The 15,350-nt window shown below is 40.7% G+C and carries 18 protein-coding genes; all 18 read left to right on the top strand.

The genetic code is table 11. The features are described from left to right. Nucleotides 1-13: 13 nt before the first annotated feature. On the top strand, nucleotides 14-925 hold the full coding sequence (flgG, locus tag WAM07_RS17065; RefSeq protein ID WP_422168603.1) for a flagellar basal body rod protein FlgG: 912 nt from the start codon (nucleotides 14-16) through the stop codon (nucleotides 923-925). Between the two features lie 47 nt (nucleotides 926-972). Then, the gene (locus WAM07_RS17060; protein ID WP_422168602.1) at nucleotides 973-1,188 is read left to right on the top strand and encodes a flagellar FlbD family protein; all 216 of its coding nucleotides are present in this window, start codon (nucleotides 973-975) and stop codon (nucleotides 1,186-1,188) included. Next, on the top strand, nucleotides 1,178-1,606 hold the full coding sequence (gene fliL / locus WAM07_RS17055; protein ID WP_422168618.1) for a flagellar basal body-associated protein FliL: 429 nt from the start codon (nucleotides 1,178-1,180) through the stop codon (nucleotides 1,604-1,606). The genes WAM07_RS17060 and fliL overlap by 11 nt, the downstream gene beginning before the upstream one ends. Before the next feature lie 29 nt (nucleotides 1,607-1,635). Beyond that, nucleotides 1,636-2,637, top strand: a complete 1,002-nt coding sequence (fliM, locus tag WAM07_RS17050; RefSeq protein ID WP_422168601.1) for a flagellar motor switch protein FliM — start codon at nucleotides 1,636-1,638, stop codon at nucleotides 2,635-2,637. After that, on the top strand, nucleotides 2,630-3,811 hold the full coding sequence (fliY, locus tag WAM07_RS17045; RefSeq protein WP_422168600.1) for a flagellar motor switch phosphatase FliY: 1,182 nt from the start codon (nucleotides 2,630-2,632) through the stop codon (nucleotides 3,809-3,811). The genes fliM and fliY overlap by 8 nt, the downstream gene beginning before the upstream one ends. Nucleotides 3,812-3,827: 16 nt before the next feature. Beyond that, the gene (locus tag WAM07_RS17040; protein ID WP_422168599.1) at nucleotides 3,828-4,190 is read left to right on the top strand and encodes a response regulator; all 363 of its coding nucleotides are present in this window, start codon (nucleotides 3,828-3,830) and stop codon (nucleotides 4,188-4,190) included. Between the two features lie 12 nt (nucleotides 4,191-4,202). Continuing rightward, entirely contained in the window at nucleotides 4,203-4,868 is a 666-nt protein-coding gene (locus WAM07_RS17035; RefSeq protein WP_422168598.1) for a flagellar biosynthetic protein FliO, read from the top strand. Continuing rightward, the gene (fliP, locus tag WAM07_RS17030) at nucleotides 4,861-5,526 is read left to right on the top strand and encodes a flagellar type III secretion system pore protein FliP (RefSeq protein ID WP_014643287.1); all 666 of its coding nucleotides are present in this window, start codon (nucleotides 4,861-4,863) and stop codon (nucleotides 5,524-5,526) included. Before WAM07_RS17035 ends, fliP begins: the two co-directional genes overlap by 8 nt. A gap of 16 nt (nucleotides 5,527-5,542) precedes the next feature. Beyond that, nucleotides 5,543-5,812: a flagellar biosynthesis protein FliQ gene (gene fliQ / locus WAM07_RS17025; protein ID WP_089750916.1), complete on the top strand. Its 270-nt coding sequence runs from the start codon at nucleotides 5,543-5,545 to the stop codon at nucleotides 5,810-5,812. 2 nt (nucleotides 5,813-5,814) lie between these two features. Then, on the top strand, nucleotides 5,815-6,591 hold the full coding sequence (gene fliR / locus WAM07_RS17020) for a flagellar biosynthetic protein FliR (RefSeq protein ID WP_422168597.1): 777 nt from the start codon (nucleotides 5,815-5,817) through the stop codon (nucleotides 6,589-6,591). Nucleotides 6,592-6,597: 6 nt separating this feature from the next. Beyond that, on the top strand, nucleotides 6,598-7,680 hold the full coding sequence (flhB, locus tag WAM07_RS17015) for a flagellar biosynthesis protein FlhB (protein ID WP_422168596.1): 1,083 nt from the start codon (nucleotides 6,598-6,600) through the stop codon (nucleotides 7,678-7,680). Nucleotides 7,681-7,698: 18 nt separating this feature from the next. Next, nucleotides 7,699-9,732 (top strand): flagellar biosynthesis protein FlhA, encoded by a 2,034-nt coding sequence (gene flhA / locus WAM07_RS17010; RefSeq protein WP_422168595.1) that lies wholly within the window; start codon nucleotides 7,699-7,701, stop codon nucleotides 9,730-9,732. After that, entirely contained in the window at nucleotides 9,729-10,838 is a 1,110-nt protein-coding gene (gene flhF, locus WAM07_RS17005; protein ID WP_422168594.1) for a flagellar biosynthesis protein FlhF, read from the top strand. Before flhA ends, flhF begins: the two co-directional genes overlap by 4 nt. Then, nucleotides 10,831-11,700 carry an AAA family ATPase gene (locus WAM07_RS17000; RefSeq protein WP_422168593.1) on the top strand — a complete coding sequence of 290 codons (870 nt, stop codon included), beginning with the start codon at nucleotides 10,831-10,833 and terminating at the stop codon, nucleotides 11,698-11,700. The genes flhF and WAM07_RS17000 overlap by 8 nt, the downstream gene beginning before the upstream one ends. Before the next feature lie 369 nt (nucleotides 11,701-12,069). Then, nucleotides 12,070-12,741, top strand: coding sequence for a CheB methylesterase domain-containing protein (locus WAM07_RS16995; RefSeq protein WP_422168592.1), 672 nt, complete (start codon nucleotides 12,070-12,072; stop codon nucleotides 12,739-12,741). Next, the gene (locus WAM07_RS16990; RefSeq protein ID WP_422168591.1) at nucleotides 12,734-14,752 is read left to right on the top strand and encodes a chemotaxis protein CheW; all 2,019 of its coding nucleotides are present in this window, start codon (nucleotides 12,734-12,736) and stop codon (nucleotides 14,750-14,752) included. Before WAM07_RS16995 ends, WAM07_RS16990 begins: the two co-directional genes overlap by 8 nt. Before the next feature lie 13 nt (nucleotides 14,753-14,765). Further along, entirely contained in the window at nucleotides 14,766-15,233 is a 468-nt protein-coding gene (locus WAM07_RS16985; RefSeq protein ID WP_422168590.1) for a chemotaxis protein CheW, read from the top strand. A gap of 4 nt (nucleotides 15,234-15,237) precedes the next feature. Further along, the coding region (locus WAM07_RS16980; protein ID WP_422168617.1) for a chemotaxis protein CheC at nucleotides 15,238-15,350 on the top strand (113 nt) is incomplete at its 3' end.

Genomic DNA, 15,350 nt, shown 5'->3' with positions numbered 1-15,350 from the left:
GGAATGTTGCAATATGCTACGTTCAATGTATGCGGGTATTTCCGGAATGAAAGGCTTTCAAACACAATTAGATACGATAGGAAATAACATAGCCAATGTAAATACGTACGGTTACAAAAAAGGGCGCGTTACATTTCAGGATATGATGAGTCAAACGATGACAGGAGCTCAAGGGCCTACTGAGGGAGCAAACGGTAACACGCGAGGAGGCTTGAACCCTTCTCAAGTAGGGCTGGGATCTCAAACAGGATCCATTGATACAATCCATACTCAAGGCAATCGCCAGACAACGAATCGCCCCCTGGATTTGTCTCTTGAAGGAGACGGGATGTTTATGCTTGCCGAAGGTGGAACGGATGACATTAATACTGACGGGAAAGCATTCAATCTTGACAACGTTAATACAAGCTTTACCAGAGCAGGAAATTTCTATTTAGATTCTGAAGGGGCAATCGTGAACAATGAAGGAAAATACTTAGTTGGTGAGCCTTATACTATAAACCAGAACGGTCCGAATACCGCACAAAACAATGCTGGAATGATTACTATTCCTGAAGACGCCCAGAGTTTCAGTATCCAGCCGGACGGTGCTGTAAGTTATGTAGATGTTGATGGTACACCCAAAGTAGCAGGGCAAATCAGACTGGCTAACTTTGCTAACCCAAGCGGTCTTGAAAAGCTTGGCGGCAATTCCTATCGCTATACTACTAACGCTGGCGAACCGATTGGTGGATTAGGTGATCTGTCGGTTGCAGGAGAAGATGGAACTGGGCAAATGGTCGCAGGAGCTCTTGAGATGTCCAATGTGGATTTAGCTGAATCCTTCACTGAAATGATTACAGCACAAAGAGGATTTCAGGCCAATACGAGGATTATAACTACTTCGGATGAAATTCTTCAGGAACTAGTCAACTTGAAACGATAACCGGAGAGGAGGGCGGGGAGGCTGACTATAAAGCCTCCCTGATCATTATGATAGCTTTAACGAAATTAAACGGAGATTCGTTTATCTTAAATGCGATCTACATAGAGCAAATTCAATCCAATCCGGACACTATGATAACTACAACTCAAGGAAAAAAGCTTCTGGTTAAAGAGCAGGAAGAAATTGTTGTAAAGAAAATTAAAAGGTTTTATAGAGAAGTAGGGCTTTTTAGAATAGCCGGACAGGCAGGTGATGACGATTAAAAATCGAGTCTTTAAGACGATGATTATTATTCTCAGTACACTTACTCTTCTCGGTGCAGCCACCCTTATTATCGTCATGAATCTGAATGGTGCAGATGAAGTAAGTGGAAAAAGATCCATTGATGAAATGCGTGAGTCTTCCATGCTGACTGAGGATATTACAACGGATTTAAAAAATGGGGACTTTGTCCGCATCCGCTTTCGTGTGGTAACAGACAGCAAGAAATCTTTAGAAGAATTACAAAAGAGGGATTTCCAGATGCAAAATATATTGATTAAAGAACTTGCGGTTATGGATTCGGAATCGTTTCAATCGGGTCTGGGTAACCTTGAGGATCAGTTAAAAGCAAAATTGAACGAGGTAATGAGCCAGGGGACCGTTACTGATGTTTATACAGTAGACAAGGTCCTACAATAATTAACAATCCGGGTGAGGGGGGTGAGAGTGTGGCAGAAGAGGTTCTTTCTCAGAATGAAATAGATTCCTTGCTATCCGCTTTATCAACGGGTGAAATGGATGCCGAAGAATTAAAGAATGAAGAAAAAGAGAGAAAAGTTCGCTCCTACGACTTTAAAAGAGCGCTGCGATTCTCAAAAGACCAAATTAGAAGTCTTTCAAGAATACATGAAAATTTCTCCAGACTGCTTACTACATATTTTTCAGCACATCTACGAACATATGTAAATATCGAAGTCGCTTCAGTAGACCAGCTGCCTTATGAAGAATTTATCAGATCTATTCCAACGATGACCATACTGAATATATTCAGTGTAGCCCCATTAGAGGGGAGAATTCTGCTTGAAACCAACCCTAATGTGGCGTATGCCATGCTGGACCGAGTCCTGGGAGGCAGAGGTAGCAGTGTAAGCAAAGTGGACAACTTAACAGAAATTGAAACTACTATTATGTCTCACTTATTCGAGAAAGCCCTCGATAACTATCAGGAAGCCTGGGGTTCTATAGTGGAGATCGACCCAATACTGGAAGAATTTGAAGTGAATCCTCAATTCCTGCAAATGGTATCACCTAATGAGACGGTGGTAGTTGTTTCCTTAAATACAACCATTGGAGAATCGAGCGGTATGATTAATATATGCATCCCTCACGTAGTGTTGGAACCAATCATCCCGAAGCTATCCGTACATTATTGGATGCAAAAGCAACAGCCAAAAGATAGAGATCCTGAAGAATATGAAGCTTTAACTAAAACCATCAAAGGGGCAGAAGTAGATATAAAAGCTTTGCTCGGAGAGTCCAACATATCGATTCAGCAGTTCTTAGGGTTGAAGGAAAATGATGTGATTCGACTAAGTCAGCAAATTGACAGACCTATGACATTAAAAGTAGATAACGAACAAAAGTTTCATGTACAGCCGGGTACAATTAAAAATCATCTCGCTGTGCAAGTACTAGAAGACTATCGAGGGGAGGCCGAAAGAAATGAGTGACGATATGTTATCCCAGGATGAAATAGATGCCCTTCTGAATGGCAGTACCGGTGAAGATCTTAATCGCTCATCTTATGATCAAGGTTCGGCAAAAGAATTATCAATACTTGAAGAAGATGCACTAGGTGAAATCGGCAATATATCTTTTGGGAGTTCTGCTACAGCTTTGTCTTCCTTGTTAAACCAGAAAGTGCAAATTACAACACCGAAAATCACAGTTGTAAACCGTAATCGTCTGCCTGATGAATTTCCGAAACCGTATGTTGCAGTCGGTGTTACTTACACGGATGGATTTTCAGGTGAAAATGTTCTTGTTATTAATACTAAAGATGCGGCTATTATAGCAGATCTTATGCTGGGCGGAGATGGCAGTTCTCCTGATGACCAATTAAATGAAATTTCTTTAAGTGCTGTCCAGGAAGCTATGAACCAAATGATGGGGTCAGCAGCGACCAGCATGTCAACTATATTTAATAAAAAAGTGGATATCTCTCCACCTACCATTGAAGTGTTAAACCTTGAGGAAGATCGGGGTACGGATCAGATTCCAAATGATGAAACTCTTGTGAAAGTTTCTTTCCAGCTTAAAGTGGGGACATTGATCGATTCTAGTATTATGCAGCTGCTTCCTGTTGGTTTTGCTAGAGAGTTAGTGGACCAGTTAATGAATCCCGAGGACCAAGAACCGCCTCAAAAACCACACGAAAAATCTTCAAATTCAAGAGAAGACGATCCGCCAAACAAAGCTGCTGTTACAACGGGGGAGTCTTACAAGGGTTCGAGTACATCAACATCCCACGAGGAAGTTGAACCTCAATACGTAGGAGGACCGGTAGGGCAAAAGGTTAATGAGGCGAATATTCAAACCGCTCAATTCCAAAACTTTGAATCTGTCCAGCTTAATAACAGTGAACAGAGAAACTTAGACATGCTGATGGACATTCCGTTAAAAGTCACCGTAGAACTTGGTCGCACGAAGCGTACAATAAAGGAAATTTTAGAAATATCAGCAGGTTCTGTGGTAGAACTGGATAAGTTAGCAGGGGAACCAGTTGATATTCTTGTAAATGAAAAACTGATGGCTAAGGGAGAAGTTGTAGTGATCGACGAGAACTTCGGTGTACGGGTAACCGACATATTAAGCCCTAGAGATCGACTGAGTAAATTACGTTAATCAAGGAGGAAGTAAAATGGGAGAAAGAATAATGATTGTAGATGATGCAGCTTTTATGAGAATGATGGTGAAGGACATTCTTACGAAAAGTGGGTATGAAATTGCAGCTGAAGCAGAGGATGGGAAAAAAGCAGTGGAATTATATAAAGAAAAAAATCCTGACCTCGTAACGATGGACATTACAATGCCCGAAATGGATGGAATCACAGCACTGAAGGAAATAAAGCAGCATAACCCCAATGCTAAAGTAATTATGTGTTCTGCTATGGGTCAACAGGCAATGGTTGTCGATGCTATTCAAGCAGGGGCTAAAGATTTTATCGTTAAACCCTTCCAGGCTGATCGTGTTATTGAAGCCATTCAAAAAGCCTTAAGTTAAAGAGGAATGTTTATGTATCGAACAACTAGATGGACAGCTTTCATTATCGCTTTATTTACTATTTGTCTCGGCAGTGCAGGGTTCGTTCAAGCTGCACCATCTGCCACTGAGTGTTTAGAAAACCCTCAGCTTGATGGATGCCCATCTTCTAACTCAGCAGAAGATTCTGAGGCTCCCTCTGGAGACACCCCCCCTCAACTGGAAGAAGCTGAAGGTTCCTTATTGTGGAATATCGCAAAACTGGTTTTTGTTCTATTGCTAGTATTAGCTCTCATATACGGACTATTAAAGTTTTTTAATTCCAGAAATAAGGTATTCAATCAGAATCGAACAATGGAAAACCTCGGTGGGATGAACCTTGCACCTAACCGTTCGATTCAGGCTGTGCGTATTGGGGAACAAGTGTTTATTCTTGGCGTTGGGGATTCTGTAGAAATCATTACCGAGATCTCGGATCCTTCGACCAAAGCCGCTTTGATCCAAAAGGATAAACATCAAGGAATGGAACAAGCTTTCCGTTTGGATAAGTGGCTGGGAAAATGGAAAAAGGATAAAGGAAAGGAAGAAAATACTTCCACGCTACAGTTTCAGCACCTATTTGAGAAACAGCTTAAAGATATGAAAGAAAAAAGGGAAAATGCATCAAGACAGGATCAGGAGGGCAAAGATCATGAATGAATTTATCGATATCTTCTCCGGTTCAGACCCTGAAGATATTTCTACTTCAGTTAAATTGCTTCTTTTATTAACGGTCTTGTCCCTTGCTCCTGGAATATTGATTTTGATGACGAGTTTCACAAGGATTCTGATCGTACTTTCTTTTGTAAGGACTTCACTTGCGACTCAGCAAATGCCGCCCAATCAAGTTTTGGTTGGTATTGCTCTTTTTTTAACATTTTTTATAATGGCGCCTACCTTCCAGGAAGTAAATAACCAGGCCTTAACGCCGTTGTTCAATGAGGAAATCACATTGGATGAAGCTTATGAAGAAGCCAGTATTCCTATGAAGGATTTTATGGGGAAACATACGAGGCAGAAGGACTTAGCTCTATTCATGAATTATTCAGGAATGGAACGGCCGGAGACCATTCAGGATGTTCCACTCACTACACTTGTGCCAGCTTTTGCTATCAGTGAACTTAAAACGGCTTTTCAAATGGGATTCATGATATTTGTCCCTTTTCTCGTTATTGATATGGCTGTAGCAAGCGTACTTATGTCCATGGGGATGATGATGCTGCCTCCCGTCATGATATCACTTCCTTTTAAAATATTATTATTTGTGTTGGTTGATGGTTGGTTCTTAATTACAAAATCTCTATTAGAAGGGTTTTAGGAGGGGGGGCAATAATATGAACGATCAAATGGTCATTTCATTTGCTAAGGAGGGCATTTATACCGTGTTAATGATTACCGGTCCCTTGCTGATTCTAGCTTTGGCGGTCGGCCTCCTGGTTAGTATTTTTCAGGCAACGACGCAAATCCAAGAACAGACGCTTGCTTTTATTCCTAAGATTGTAGCAGTAATGGTGGGTTTAATATTTTTCGGTCCCTGGATGCTGACAAATATGGTAGAGTTTGCTGCCAGTATATTCAGTAACTTAAATATGTTGGTGGGGTAGCTATGCTGGACTCGATTAATCTAGCGGGCCTTCCCGCGTTTTTATTAATATTCATTCGAGTAACCTCCTTTTTTGTCACACTCCCGCTCTTCTCTTATCGAAATGTTCCAAATCAGCATAAAGTTGGTTTCAGCTTCTTTATTGCATTACTGATGTATTTCACGCTTTCCATACCTGAACTTGCAGTTGATGAGGAATATTTTTTACTTTTATTCAAAGAAGCAGCTGTCGGAATAGCAGTTGGCTTATTAGCCTATATTGTACTGGCAGCGATTCAAATTGCAGGTGGTTTTATTGATTTTCAGATGGGATTCGCGATTGCTAATGTTATTGATCCGCAAACAGGAGCTCAAAGTCCTTTAATCGGTCAGTACTTCAATATTATTACTCTGTTATTTATTTTGGCCGTTGATGGACATCACCTGATGATTGAAGGTGTGTTTTACAGCTACTCCCTGATTCCAATTGATCAATTGCTGCCACTTCAAGACGAATCGTGGATCCAATATGTAATAGACACTTTCAACCAGATGTTTGTTATAGCTTTTTTAATGGCTGCGCCTATTGTAGGCTGCCTGTTTCTTGTAGATATTGCTCTTGGAATAGTAGCCCGTACTGTGCCCCAGCTAAACGTGTTCGTAGTCGGTTTACCGCTTAAAATATTCATAGCTCTCTCCGTCCTTGTAATAGCAATGACCTTTTATATGATGCTGATTGAACAATTATTTGAAACTATGCTCACCACTATGCGTGGTCTAATGCAAATATTCGGAGGCTAGCTGCTCATGCATTACTTACATTTAGACCTGCAGTTCTTTGCTGCAGACGAAAAAACAGAAAAAGCTACGCCTAAGAAGAGACAGGACAGCCGTAAAAAAGGCCAGGTGCCCAAAAGCCAGGATGTGAATACCGGCTTTCTCCTATTAATGGTATTTGGCGTCCTGTTTTTACTGGGCGGCCAAATGAAGTCAACCATGACAGGAATGTATGAACGTGCGTTTCAAGAATATATTCACTGGGATGTAACTGAAATGCAAGTTCATACGATTTTTGTTGAAATGACTTGGGAGATTAGTAAAGTCATCGCTCCCATAATGGGTGTGGCCGTTGTAGCAGGCATATCATCTAACCTTTTGCAGGTAGGCATTATGTTCACCGGTGAACCATTAAAAGTGGATTTAAAAAAGCTTGATCCTATTCAGGGAGCGAAAAAAATATTTTCTGCCCGTGCTCTCGTCGAGCTGGTAAAGTCCTTGCTGAAAATCGCCATGGTAGGTTCTATAACTTTTGCGATTATCTGGATTAATAAAGATGAAATGATGCTGATGTCCCAGAAATCCGTACAGGCAGCTCTTGCTTTTTTTGGTAACACTACAATTCTAATGGGACTTGCTTCAGCACTTGCCTTGCTTATTCTCTCCGTTATTGATTATACATATCAGCGCTACGATCATGAGAAAAATATACGAATGTCTAAAAAAGACATTAAAGATGAACATAAGAACATGGAAGGGGATCCACAGATTAAAGCAAAAATTAAAGAGAAGCAGCGGCAAATGTCTGCTTCCCGTATGATGAGTGAAGTCCCTGATGCGGATGTTATCATCACGAACCCCACCCATTATGCAATTGCTGTAAAGTACAGTGAGGATCAGGGAGATGCTCCTTACATTGTAGCTAAAGGGGTTGACTTTATCGCTTTAAAGATTAAAGAAGTAGCTAAAGCAAACAACGTAGTTACCATTGAAAACCGTGCTCTAGCAAGAGCTTTGTATAAAGATACTGAGATCGATCAGCCCATTGATGAACAGTTCTATAAGGCAGTAGCAGAGATTCTTGCTTACGTATATCAATTGGAAAAAATTTAAAGTAAAGGAGGCCCACTGATGTCAGCAAGAGATTTATCCGTTTTATTAGGCGTGATCCTGATTATCGTCATGCTTGTTATCCCGCTTCCTGGGTGGCTCCTTAGTTTTTTTATACTCATTAATATAACGCTTGCTCTGATTGTCATTTTAGTTTCAATGAATATGGAAGAAGCGCTTCAATTTGCTGTGTTTCCAACCCTGTTATTATTGCTGACATTATTTCGGCTTGGATTAAATGTTTCAACAACCCGTTCCATTCTTTCCGAAGCCGAAGCGGGAGGTGTCATTGCTACATTTGGAACTTTCGTTATCGGAGGAAATCCTTTGGTTGGATTTGTCGTATTTGTCATTCTGGTCATTATTCAATTTCTAGTGATCACTAAAGGGGCAGAGCGTGTATCTGAAGTAGCTGCAAGATTTACTTTAGATGCTATGCCCGGAAAGCAGATGAGTATAGATGCTGATCTGAATGCAGGTATGATTAATGAACATCAAGCTAAAGAGCGCAGAGAAAAAATTGAAAATGAGTCCGATTTTTATGGAGCGATGGACGGAGCAAGTAAATTTGTTAAAGGAGATGCAATAGCTGGTATTATCATTGTACTTATTAATATAGTGTTTGGATTAATTATAGGAATGGTCCAGATGGGCATGTCCTTCAATGAAGCTATTGATACCTATATGCGATTAACTGTTGGGGATGGTCTTGTCAGTCAAATACCTGCCCTGCTTATATCTACTGCTACCGGAATTGTAGTAACACGCGTAGCTTCTCAGGGTAATTTAAGTACAGATATAACTAGTCAGCTGCTTCGGTATCCTAAACTGCTATATATAGCTGCTGGAACTATTTTTCTATTAGGTTTAACTCCGATTCCATTCTTCCTTACAACTCTCATAGCTTCCGTGTTAGGGTTTGGGGCTTACTGGCTTTCTAGAGAAGTTGAAGAACCAGTTGAAAATGAGCCCGAAGAGATGGATGAAACGGAAAGTGATCAAATGAAATCGCCTGAAAATGTGGTTAATTTAATCAGTATGGATCCGATTGAGTTCGAATTCGGCTATGCGCTTATTCCCATCGCTGATTCAAATCAGGGAGGGGATTTATTAGACCGGATCGTCATGATTCGGAGACAGTTGGCCATTGAATTAGGAATTGTGATACCTGTTGTAAGAATCAGGGACAATATCCAGCTGTATCCGAATGAGTATCGGTTAAAGATAAAAGGAAACGAGGCGGCACGTGGCGAGCTTCTGCTTGATCATTATTTAGCCATGAGCCCAGGAGACGAAGATGAGGAGTTGGAAGGAATCGAAACTCAGGAACCTGCCTTCGGTTTACCTGCCAAATGGGTTACTGAGGATCAGAAAGATGAAGCGGAATTATCGGGCTACACCGTAGTTGATCCTCCATCTGTTGTATCCACTCATATTACTGAGGTAATAAAACAGCATGCCCATTCCCTCCTTGGACGTCAAGAAACACAGCAGCTGATTGATCATTTGAAAGAATCCTATCCAATTCTGGTTGCCGAAGTTACACCTGAGCCTTTATCAGTTGGCGATGTTCAAAAGGTTTTGGCTAAGCTTTTGCGTGAGAACGTGTCTATTAATAATTTACCCGTGATTTTCGAAACGCTGGCTGATTTCGGCAGAATGACCACCGATACGGATCTGCTTGCTGAATACGCGAGACAATCATTAGCTGCCCAACTCACCCGTCAATATATGAAAGAAGACCAAAGTGTCAAAGTTATCACCGTATCAGGTAAAGTAGAGAAAATAATCGCAGACAACATTCAACAGACAGAACATGGCAGTTATCTAGCATTGGATCCAGAAAGTCAGCAATCCATTATTAGTGCCGTGGCAGCTCAAGTTGAACAAATTTCACTTCAGGAAGAAACGGCGGTTTTGTTGTGCTCGCCAGCTGTACGCATGTACATCAAGCAGCTGCTGGAACGATTCTTACCTCAAGTAGTTGTGTTATCTTATAACGAATTAGAGCCAACTGTTGAAGTGCAAAGTGTAGGAGTAGTGAATGTAGCATGAAGGTAAAAAAATTTCAGGCAGTTACCATGCCGGAAGTCTTGAAAAAGGTGAAAAGTGAATTAGGATCGGAAGCGGTGGTTTTGAATACAAAAACAGTCAAAGCAAGGGGACTATTCAAAAGGTTCAAGAAGGATCTTATTGAAGTCATTGCAGCCGTAGATTCTTCCGCATCTATCCAGAAGAAGGTGCCCTCTTCAAAAAATTCGCAGGTATTAAGTTCTAATGAATCGGCAGCATCATCGAATGAAGCCATCATGAACGAGTTGAAGCAGCTTCGTTTGACGATGGAATCTAAAAATGATCACTCACCGGGCTCTGGAAAATTCGCAGACTGGTATGAACATCTAATTGCGCAAGAACTAGAACCTGAACTTGCTGCAAGTATTGTACAGAGTATCGACCGGAAACAAGGGACAGATCATTCTGCTCCAAAGGATGGGATGGAGCGGTTATTAACGGAGGAGATGACCAAGCGTCTGAATCCACATCCTTTTGGACATAAACATTTGAGTAAGACATTTGTGCATTTAGTAGGACCAACTGGAGTTGGAAAAACAACAACCGCAGCCAAATTGGCAGCGGAAGCGATTTTGAATCAAAAACTAAATGTAGCCTTTATTACCACGGATACATACCGCATTGCGGCTATTGATCAATTGAAAACCTATGCGAAAATACTGGACGTTCCGCTTGAAGTAGCCTACGACCTCGAAGACTATGAACAAGCAGTAGAAAAGTATAAAGATTTTGATCTTGTATTAGTGGATACAGCTGGGCGTAATTACTTACAGGCTTCTTATGTAGAGGAGTTAAACCAGCTGTTAAAATTTAATGATGCTTCCGAAACTTTTTTAGTATTATCGCTAACAAGTAAATATATAGATATGAAAGATATTTATGAGAAGTTTCGGCATATTCCCATCAGCAAGGTTATTTTTACAAAAGAGGATGAAACCTCTACCTTTGGAAGTGCAATTAATTTGCTAGTTCGCCACAACCTTGGTGTCGCTTACTTAACTAACGGGCAAAGTGTCCCGGACGACATTGAAGAAGCTTCGCCAGACATGCTGGCCAGGAAAGTTACAGAGGGATATGGGTATGCATGATCAAGCCGAACAATTACGGCTACGTATGACGGGCAGCCGGGTTATTGAACCTAAAGCCCGCACTATTGCTATTGCCAGCGGAATAGAAGGAGAAGGAAAATCCACCTTCGTTGTTAACTTTGGCATTAAACTAATGGAACAAAATCATCGGGTCTTAATTTTTGATTTAGATGTTGGTAAGGGAACAATCGACCGATTATTAGCAGTTCATCCTTCACGTTCACTGGCTCATCTTTTCTCTGAAGGGAAAACCATTCATGATCTTATCGAACAGGCACCATCATCTTTATCATATCTCGCCGGGGGAACAGGGTTGGAAGTGTTTTCTAAGCTTGATGAATGTAAGTTTCAATATTTTCAATCTCAGTTTGAAGAGTTAAACAGGTCCTATGATTATATTCTATTTAATATGAGATCAAATGTAGAAGAGAATTGCCCGGAATTTATCACGGCTGCTCATGAAGCGATCATTGTAACTACACTATCCCCCACTTCAATTAGAAGTACATACGGACTTGTTAAACGGCTACTAACCAAGGAAATAGATTTTCCGATTTCGATACTCCATAATCGTTTCTTTTTGGAAAGGAAGAGTGAAGATACCAGCTTCCGTTTTCAGGAAGTAATTCATCGTCATTTAAAAACTCAAGTCCAATATTTAGGGGGGATCCCTGAGGACCGTGCTGTTATTCGTTCAACAATTCAGAAGAAGCCTTTTACGATTCAATTTCCTGAAGCTCAGGCAAGTAAAGCTATCAGTAAAATAGTCTATAATTTTATAAATCTATCTGAAAATAAACTTCACCATCAAGAATTTTTATTTAAATTGAGGCGGTTCATTAGTGAAGGAGCAAGACGATGAAAAAGATAAAAGTTATGGTAGTGGATGATCCGGCATTCATGAGGTCTCTTCTAACCGATATCTTAAATAAAGATGACCAAATGCAAGTGGTGGCAACAGCTCGAAACGGTAAAGACTGTTTAGCGAAATTTAGATGTTGAAATGCTGTTATGGAGATGGACTGACAGCATTTTAGAAGATCATGACCCATTCACCTGCACTTGTATTTATAGTTTCAAATGTGACGAAACAGGGATCGGACAGCACCATAAAGGGGGCAATTGTTGGAGCAGTTGATTAAATAGAGAAACCATCTGGTTCAATTTCTTTAAACATAAGCGTGATTGAATAATAATTGCTGCAAAAATAATGATAGGGAGCCGGGCGAAAGTGAATAGTTATAAACCAGCCAAGCCACTTTTACATAATAAAAAGCTAAATAAAGAAGAAATTGAGCGTGACACTCCAATTGTTACAATGGGAACCTCTACTGGCGGTCCGAGAGCTCTTAAGGAAGTATTCACACAGTTACCGGCCGATTTAGACGCTCCTCTGGTCATCGTGCAGCATATGCCTAAGGGATTTACCAAGTCTTTGGCAGAACGACTAAATAAGAGTTGTTTGCTTCAGGTAAAAGAAGCGGAACATGGAGAGGAACTGAGGATTGGTACCGCCTACATTGCTCCAGGTGGCTATCATATTCAGGTTATGTCTGACGTAAGGGGACATCTTTTCTTCAATCTGGATGAATCTGCGCCTCTACAGGGTCATCGTCCTGCTGTAACTCGTTTGCTATTATCTCTCGCAGCTTTGGAGAAAGTTCAGACCATTTCGGTCGTGATGACCGGTATGGGATCGGATGGAAGAAGAGGACTGCATGAGCTGAAACGAAAACATCCTCAGACTTATAGCATTGTAGAATCGGAAGACAGCTGTATTGTATTTGGAATGCCAAACGCTATTATTAAAGCTGGATTAGCTGATGAAGTTATCCCTTTATCAGGAATTGGCAGCAGTATCATAAAAGCTCTTAGATCAAAGAGGGGGAAGAAGAATGGATAATAACCCATACCTAGAAGTTTTTATAGATGAAAGTAAAGAGCATCTTCAAGCAATTAATGATCATCTATTATTGTTAGAGAAAAACCCTGAAGACTTGTCCATCGTTAACGAAATATTCAGATCGGCCCATACCTTGAAAGGCATGTCAGCTACAATGGGTTATCAGGATCTATCTAATTTAACTCATCAGATGGAAAATGTTCTAGATGGGGTGCGCAATGAACTAATTAAAGTAGATGGTGACATGTTGGATATCGTATTCGACTCAGTAGATGATTTAGAAGCGATGGTCATGGATATAGCAGGTGGGGGTGCTGGTAATCGAGATATTAAACGGGTGGTGAAAATGCTTGAAGGTATTGAAATAGGTGAAAAATCCACAACTTTTGCTTTGGAACCAACCCAAAAGGCGAACACTTCGGTAAGTTTATCTTTAGACGAATTTACCCGGACAGTTTTAGAGCAGTCTAAAGAACAAGGCCAGCAAAATTATCGGGTCGAAGTTACTTTAAGAGATGATTGCCTGTTAAAGGCAGCTCGTGTCTATATGGTTTTTGAGGTGCTTGAGCAATTGGGGGAAGTTATTCTGTCCGTGCCCTCTGTGGAGCAGTTGGAGAACGAAGAATTTGAACAAAGTTTTATAGTTTTATTAATAACCTCTTCCAACATGGAAGAAGTAGAAAAAAAGATACATAAAGTTTCGGAAATAGAGAGAGTTGCGGTCGCTGAATTCCTGATCGACTCACGCTCACCTGAATTACCTTATCCGGACGAAAACGATCCTTCAGCACCTGAGAACAACATAAAATCTGAAGAGAAAATAGCTTCAGTAACTTCAGAAAAAACAAATCAAAAGCAGACTGGTAATAAAACGATACGTATAAATATAGATCGATTGGATGTACTGATGAATTTGTTTGAGGAACTTGTTATTGATAAAGGAAGACTGGAGCAAATTTCAAGTGAATTAAAACACGCTGCACTTCAGGAAACGGTGGAACACATGTCAAGGATTTCAGGGGATTTGCAAAGTATTATTCTTAATATGAGAATGGTGCCGATGGAACAAGTTTTTAATCGTTTCCCTCGCATGGTGCGGCAGCTTTCCAGAGATCTAAGTAAACAAGTGAGCTTGAGTATAGTTGGGGCAGACACAGAACTTGATCGAACCGTTATCGATGAAGTTGGAGACCCTCTTGTTCATTTAATCCGCAATGCTCTTGATCATGGAATAGAAAGTCCAGCGGAAAGAGAAAGAAAAGGAAAAGACCCTTCGGGAAAACTGGAGTTAAAGGCTTACCATAGCGGCAATCATGTGTTTATAGAAATAGCAGATGATGGTGCAGGGATTAACCGGGATAAGGTCATTCGAAAAGCGGTAAGTAACCATGTAGTTACAGAACACCAGGCTCTAAACATGAACAATAAACAAGTTTATGAATTAATAATGGAAAGTGGTTTTTCGACCGCCGAGACGATTTCTGATGTATCCGGCCGAGGGGTCGGGCTGGACGTAGTTAAAAGTACAATCGAATCGCTGGGTGGTACCATTACAGTAGATTCTGAGATTGACCGAGGCAGTATTTTTTCCGTGCAACTTCCTCTTACGCTATCCATCATTTCTGTCATGCTTGTAGAAGTGCATGAGGAGAAGTTTGCGATTCCACTTGGTTCGATAATTGAAACTGCCATTGTTAAGAAAGAAGACGTTATGTTAGCTCATAGAAGACAAGTGATCGACTTTAGAGGGAAAGTAGTTCCGCTCGTCTTTTTAGAAGAGGTGTTAGAAGTACCCTCATCATACGAAGAGGATGAATATCATTCTCTGGTTATTGTTAGGAAAGGAGATAAAATGGCAGGTCTTGTTGTAGATTCCTTTATTGGACAGCAGGAAGTCGTATTAAAATCCCTCGGTGACTACTTGAGCGGGGCATATGCAATTTCAGGTGCCACCATCTTAGGGGATGGTCAAGTAGCATTAATTCTTGATACTCATACACTTATTAAATAGAGGAGGAATGATAATGGAAGAAATGAGCTCTTTTTTAAAGGTAATTGTCTTTCAGCTAAACGAGGAAGAATATACCATTCCTGTTCATCAGGCAGGTTCCATTGAGAAAATTATGCCGATCACCCGAGTCCCTGGAACGGCTCCATTTGTAAAAGGAGTGATTAACTTAAGAGGAGTTGTTACTCCTATAATTGACCTGTGTGAAAGATTAGGAATGGAAAACACCAGAATGACTGAGCAAACCAGAATTATTACAGCTAAAATAGGTGACCTGGCTGTCGGGTTAATTGTTGATGGAGCTAATGATGTTCTTGATATCAATCAGGAATTAATTGAGCCTTCTTCTGAAGCGATAGGTACTGAAGGTTTAGAATTTATACAGGGAGTAGTCCATCTTGAACAACGATTGCTGGTTCTTTTGAATCTTGAGAAGGTGCTGTCTCTTGAAGAGGTACATGACCTGAAAAAGGCTGAAGTATAAATCTATGACATTCAGTGATCGATTTTCAGCTGTTCAATTAGATGTACTTAAGGAAGTGGGCAACATAGGAGCTGGACACGCGGCTACCGCTCTTTCCCATTTACTTGAACGAAAGAT

It is taken from the genome of Halobacillus sp. (assembly GCF_049282395.1).
Taxonomy (GTDB): domain Bacteria; phylum Bacillota; class Bacilli; order Bacillales; family Halobacillaceae; genus Halobacillus.
The sequence above is the reverse complement of the archived record's forward strand: the minus strand, read 5'-3'. Positions and strand labels throughout refer to the sequence as shown.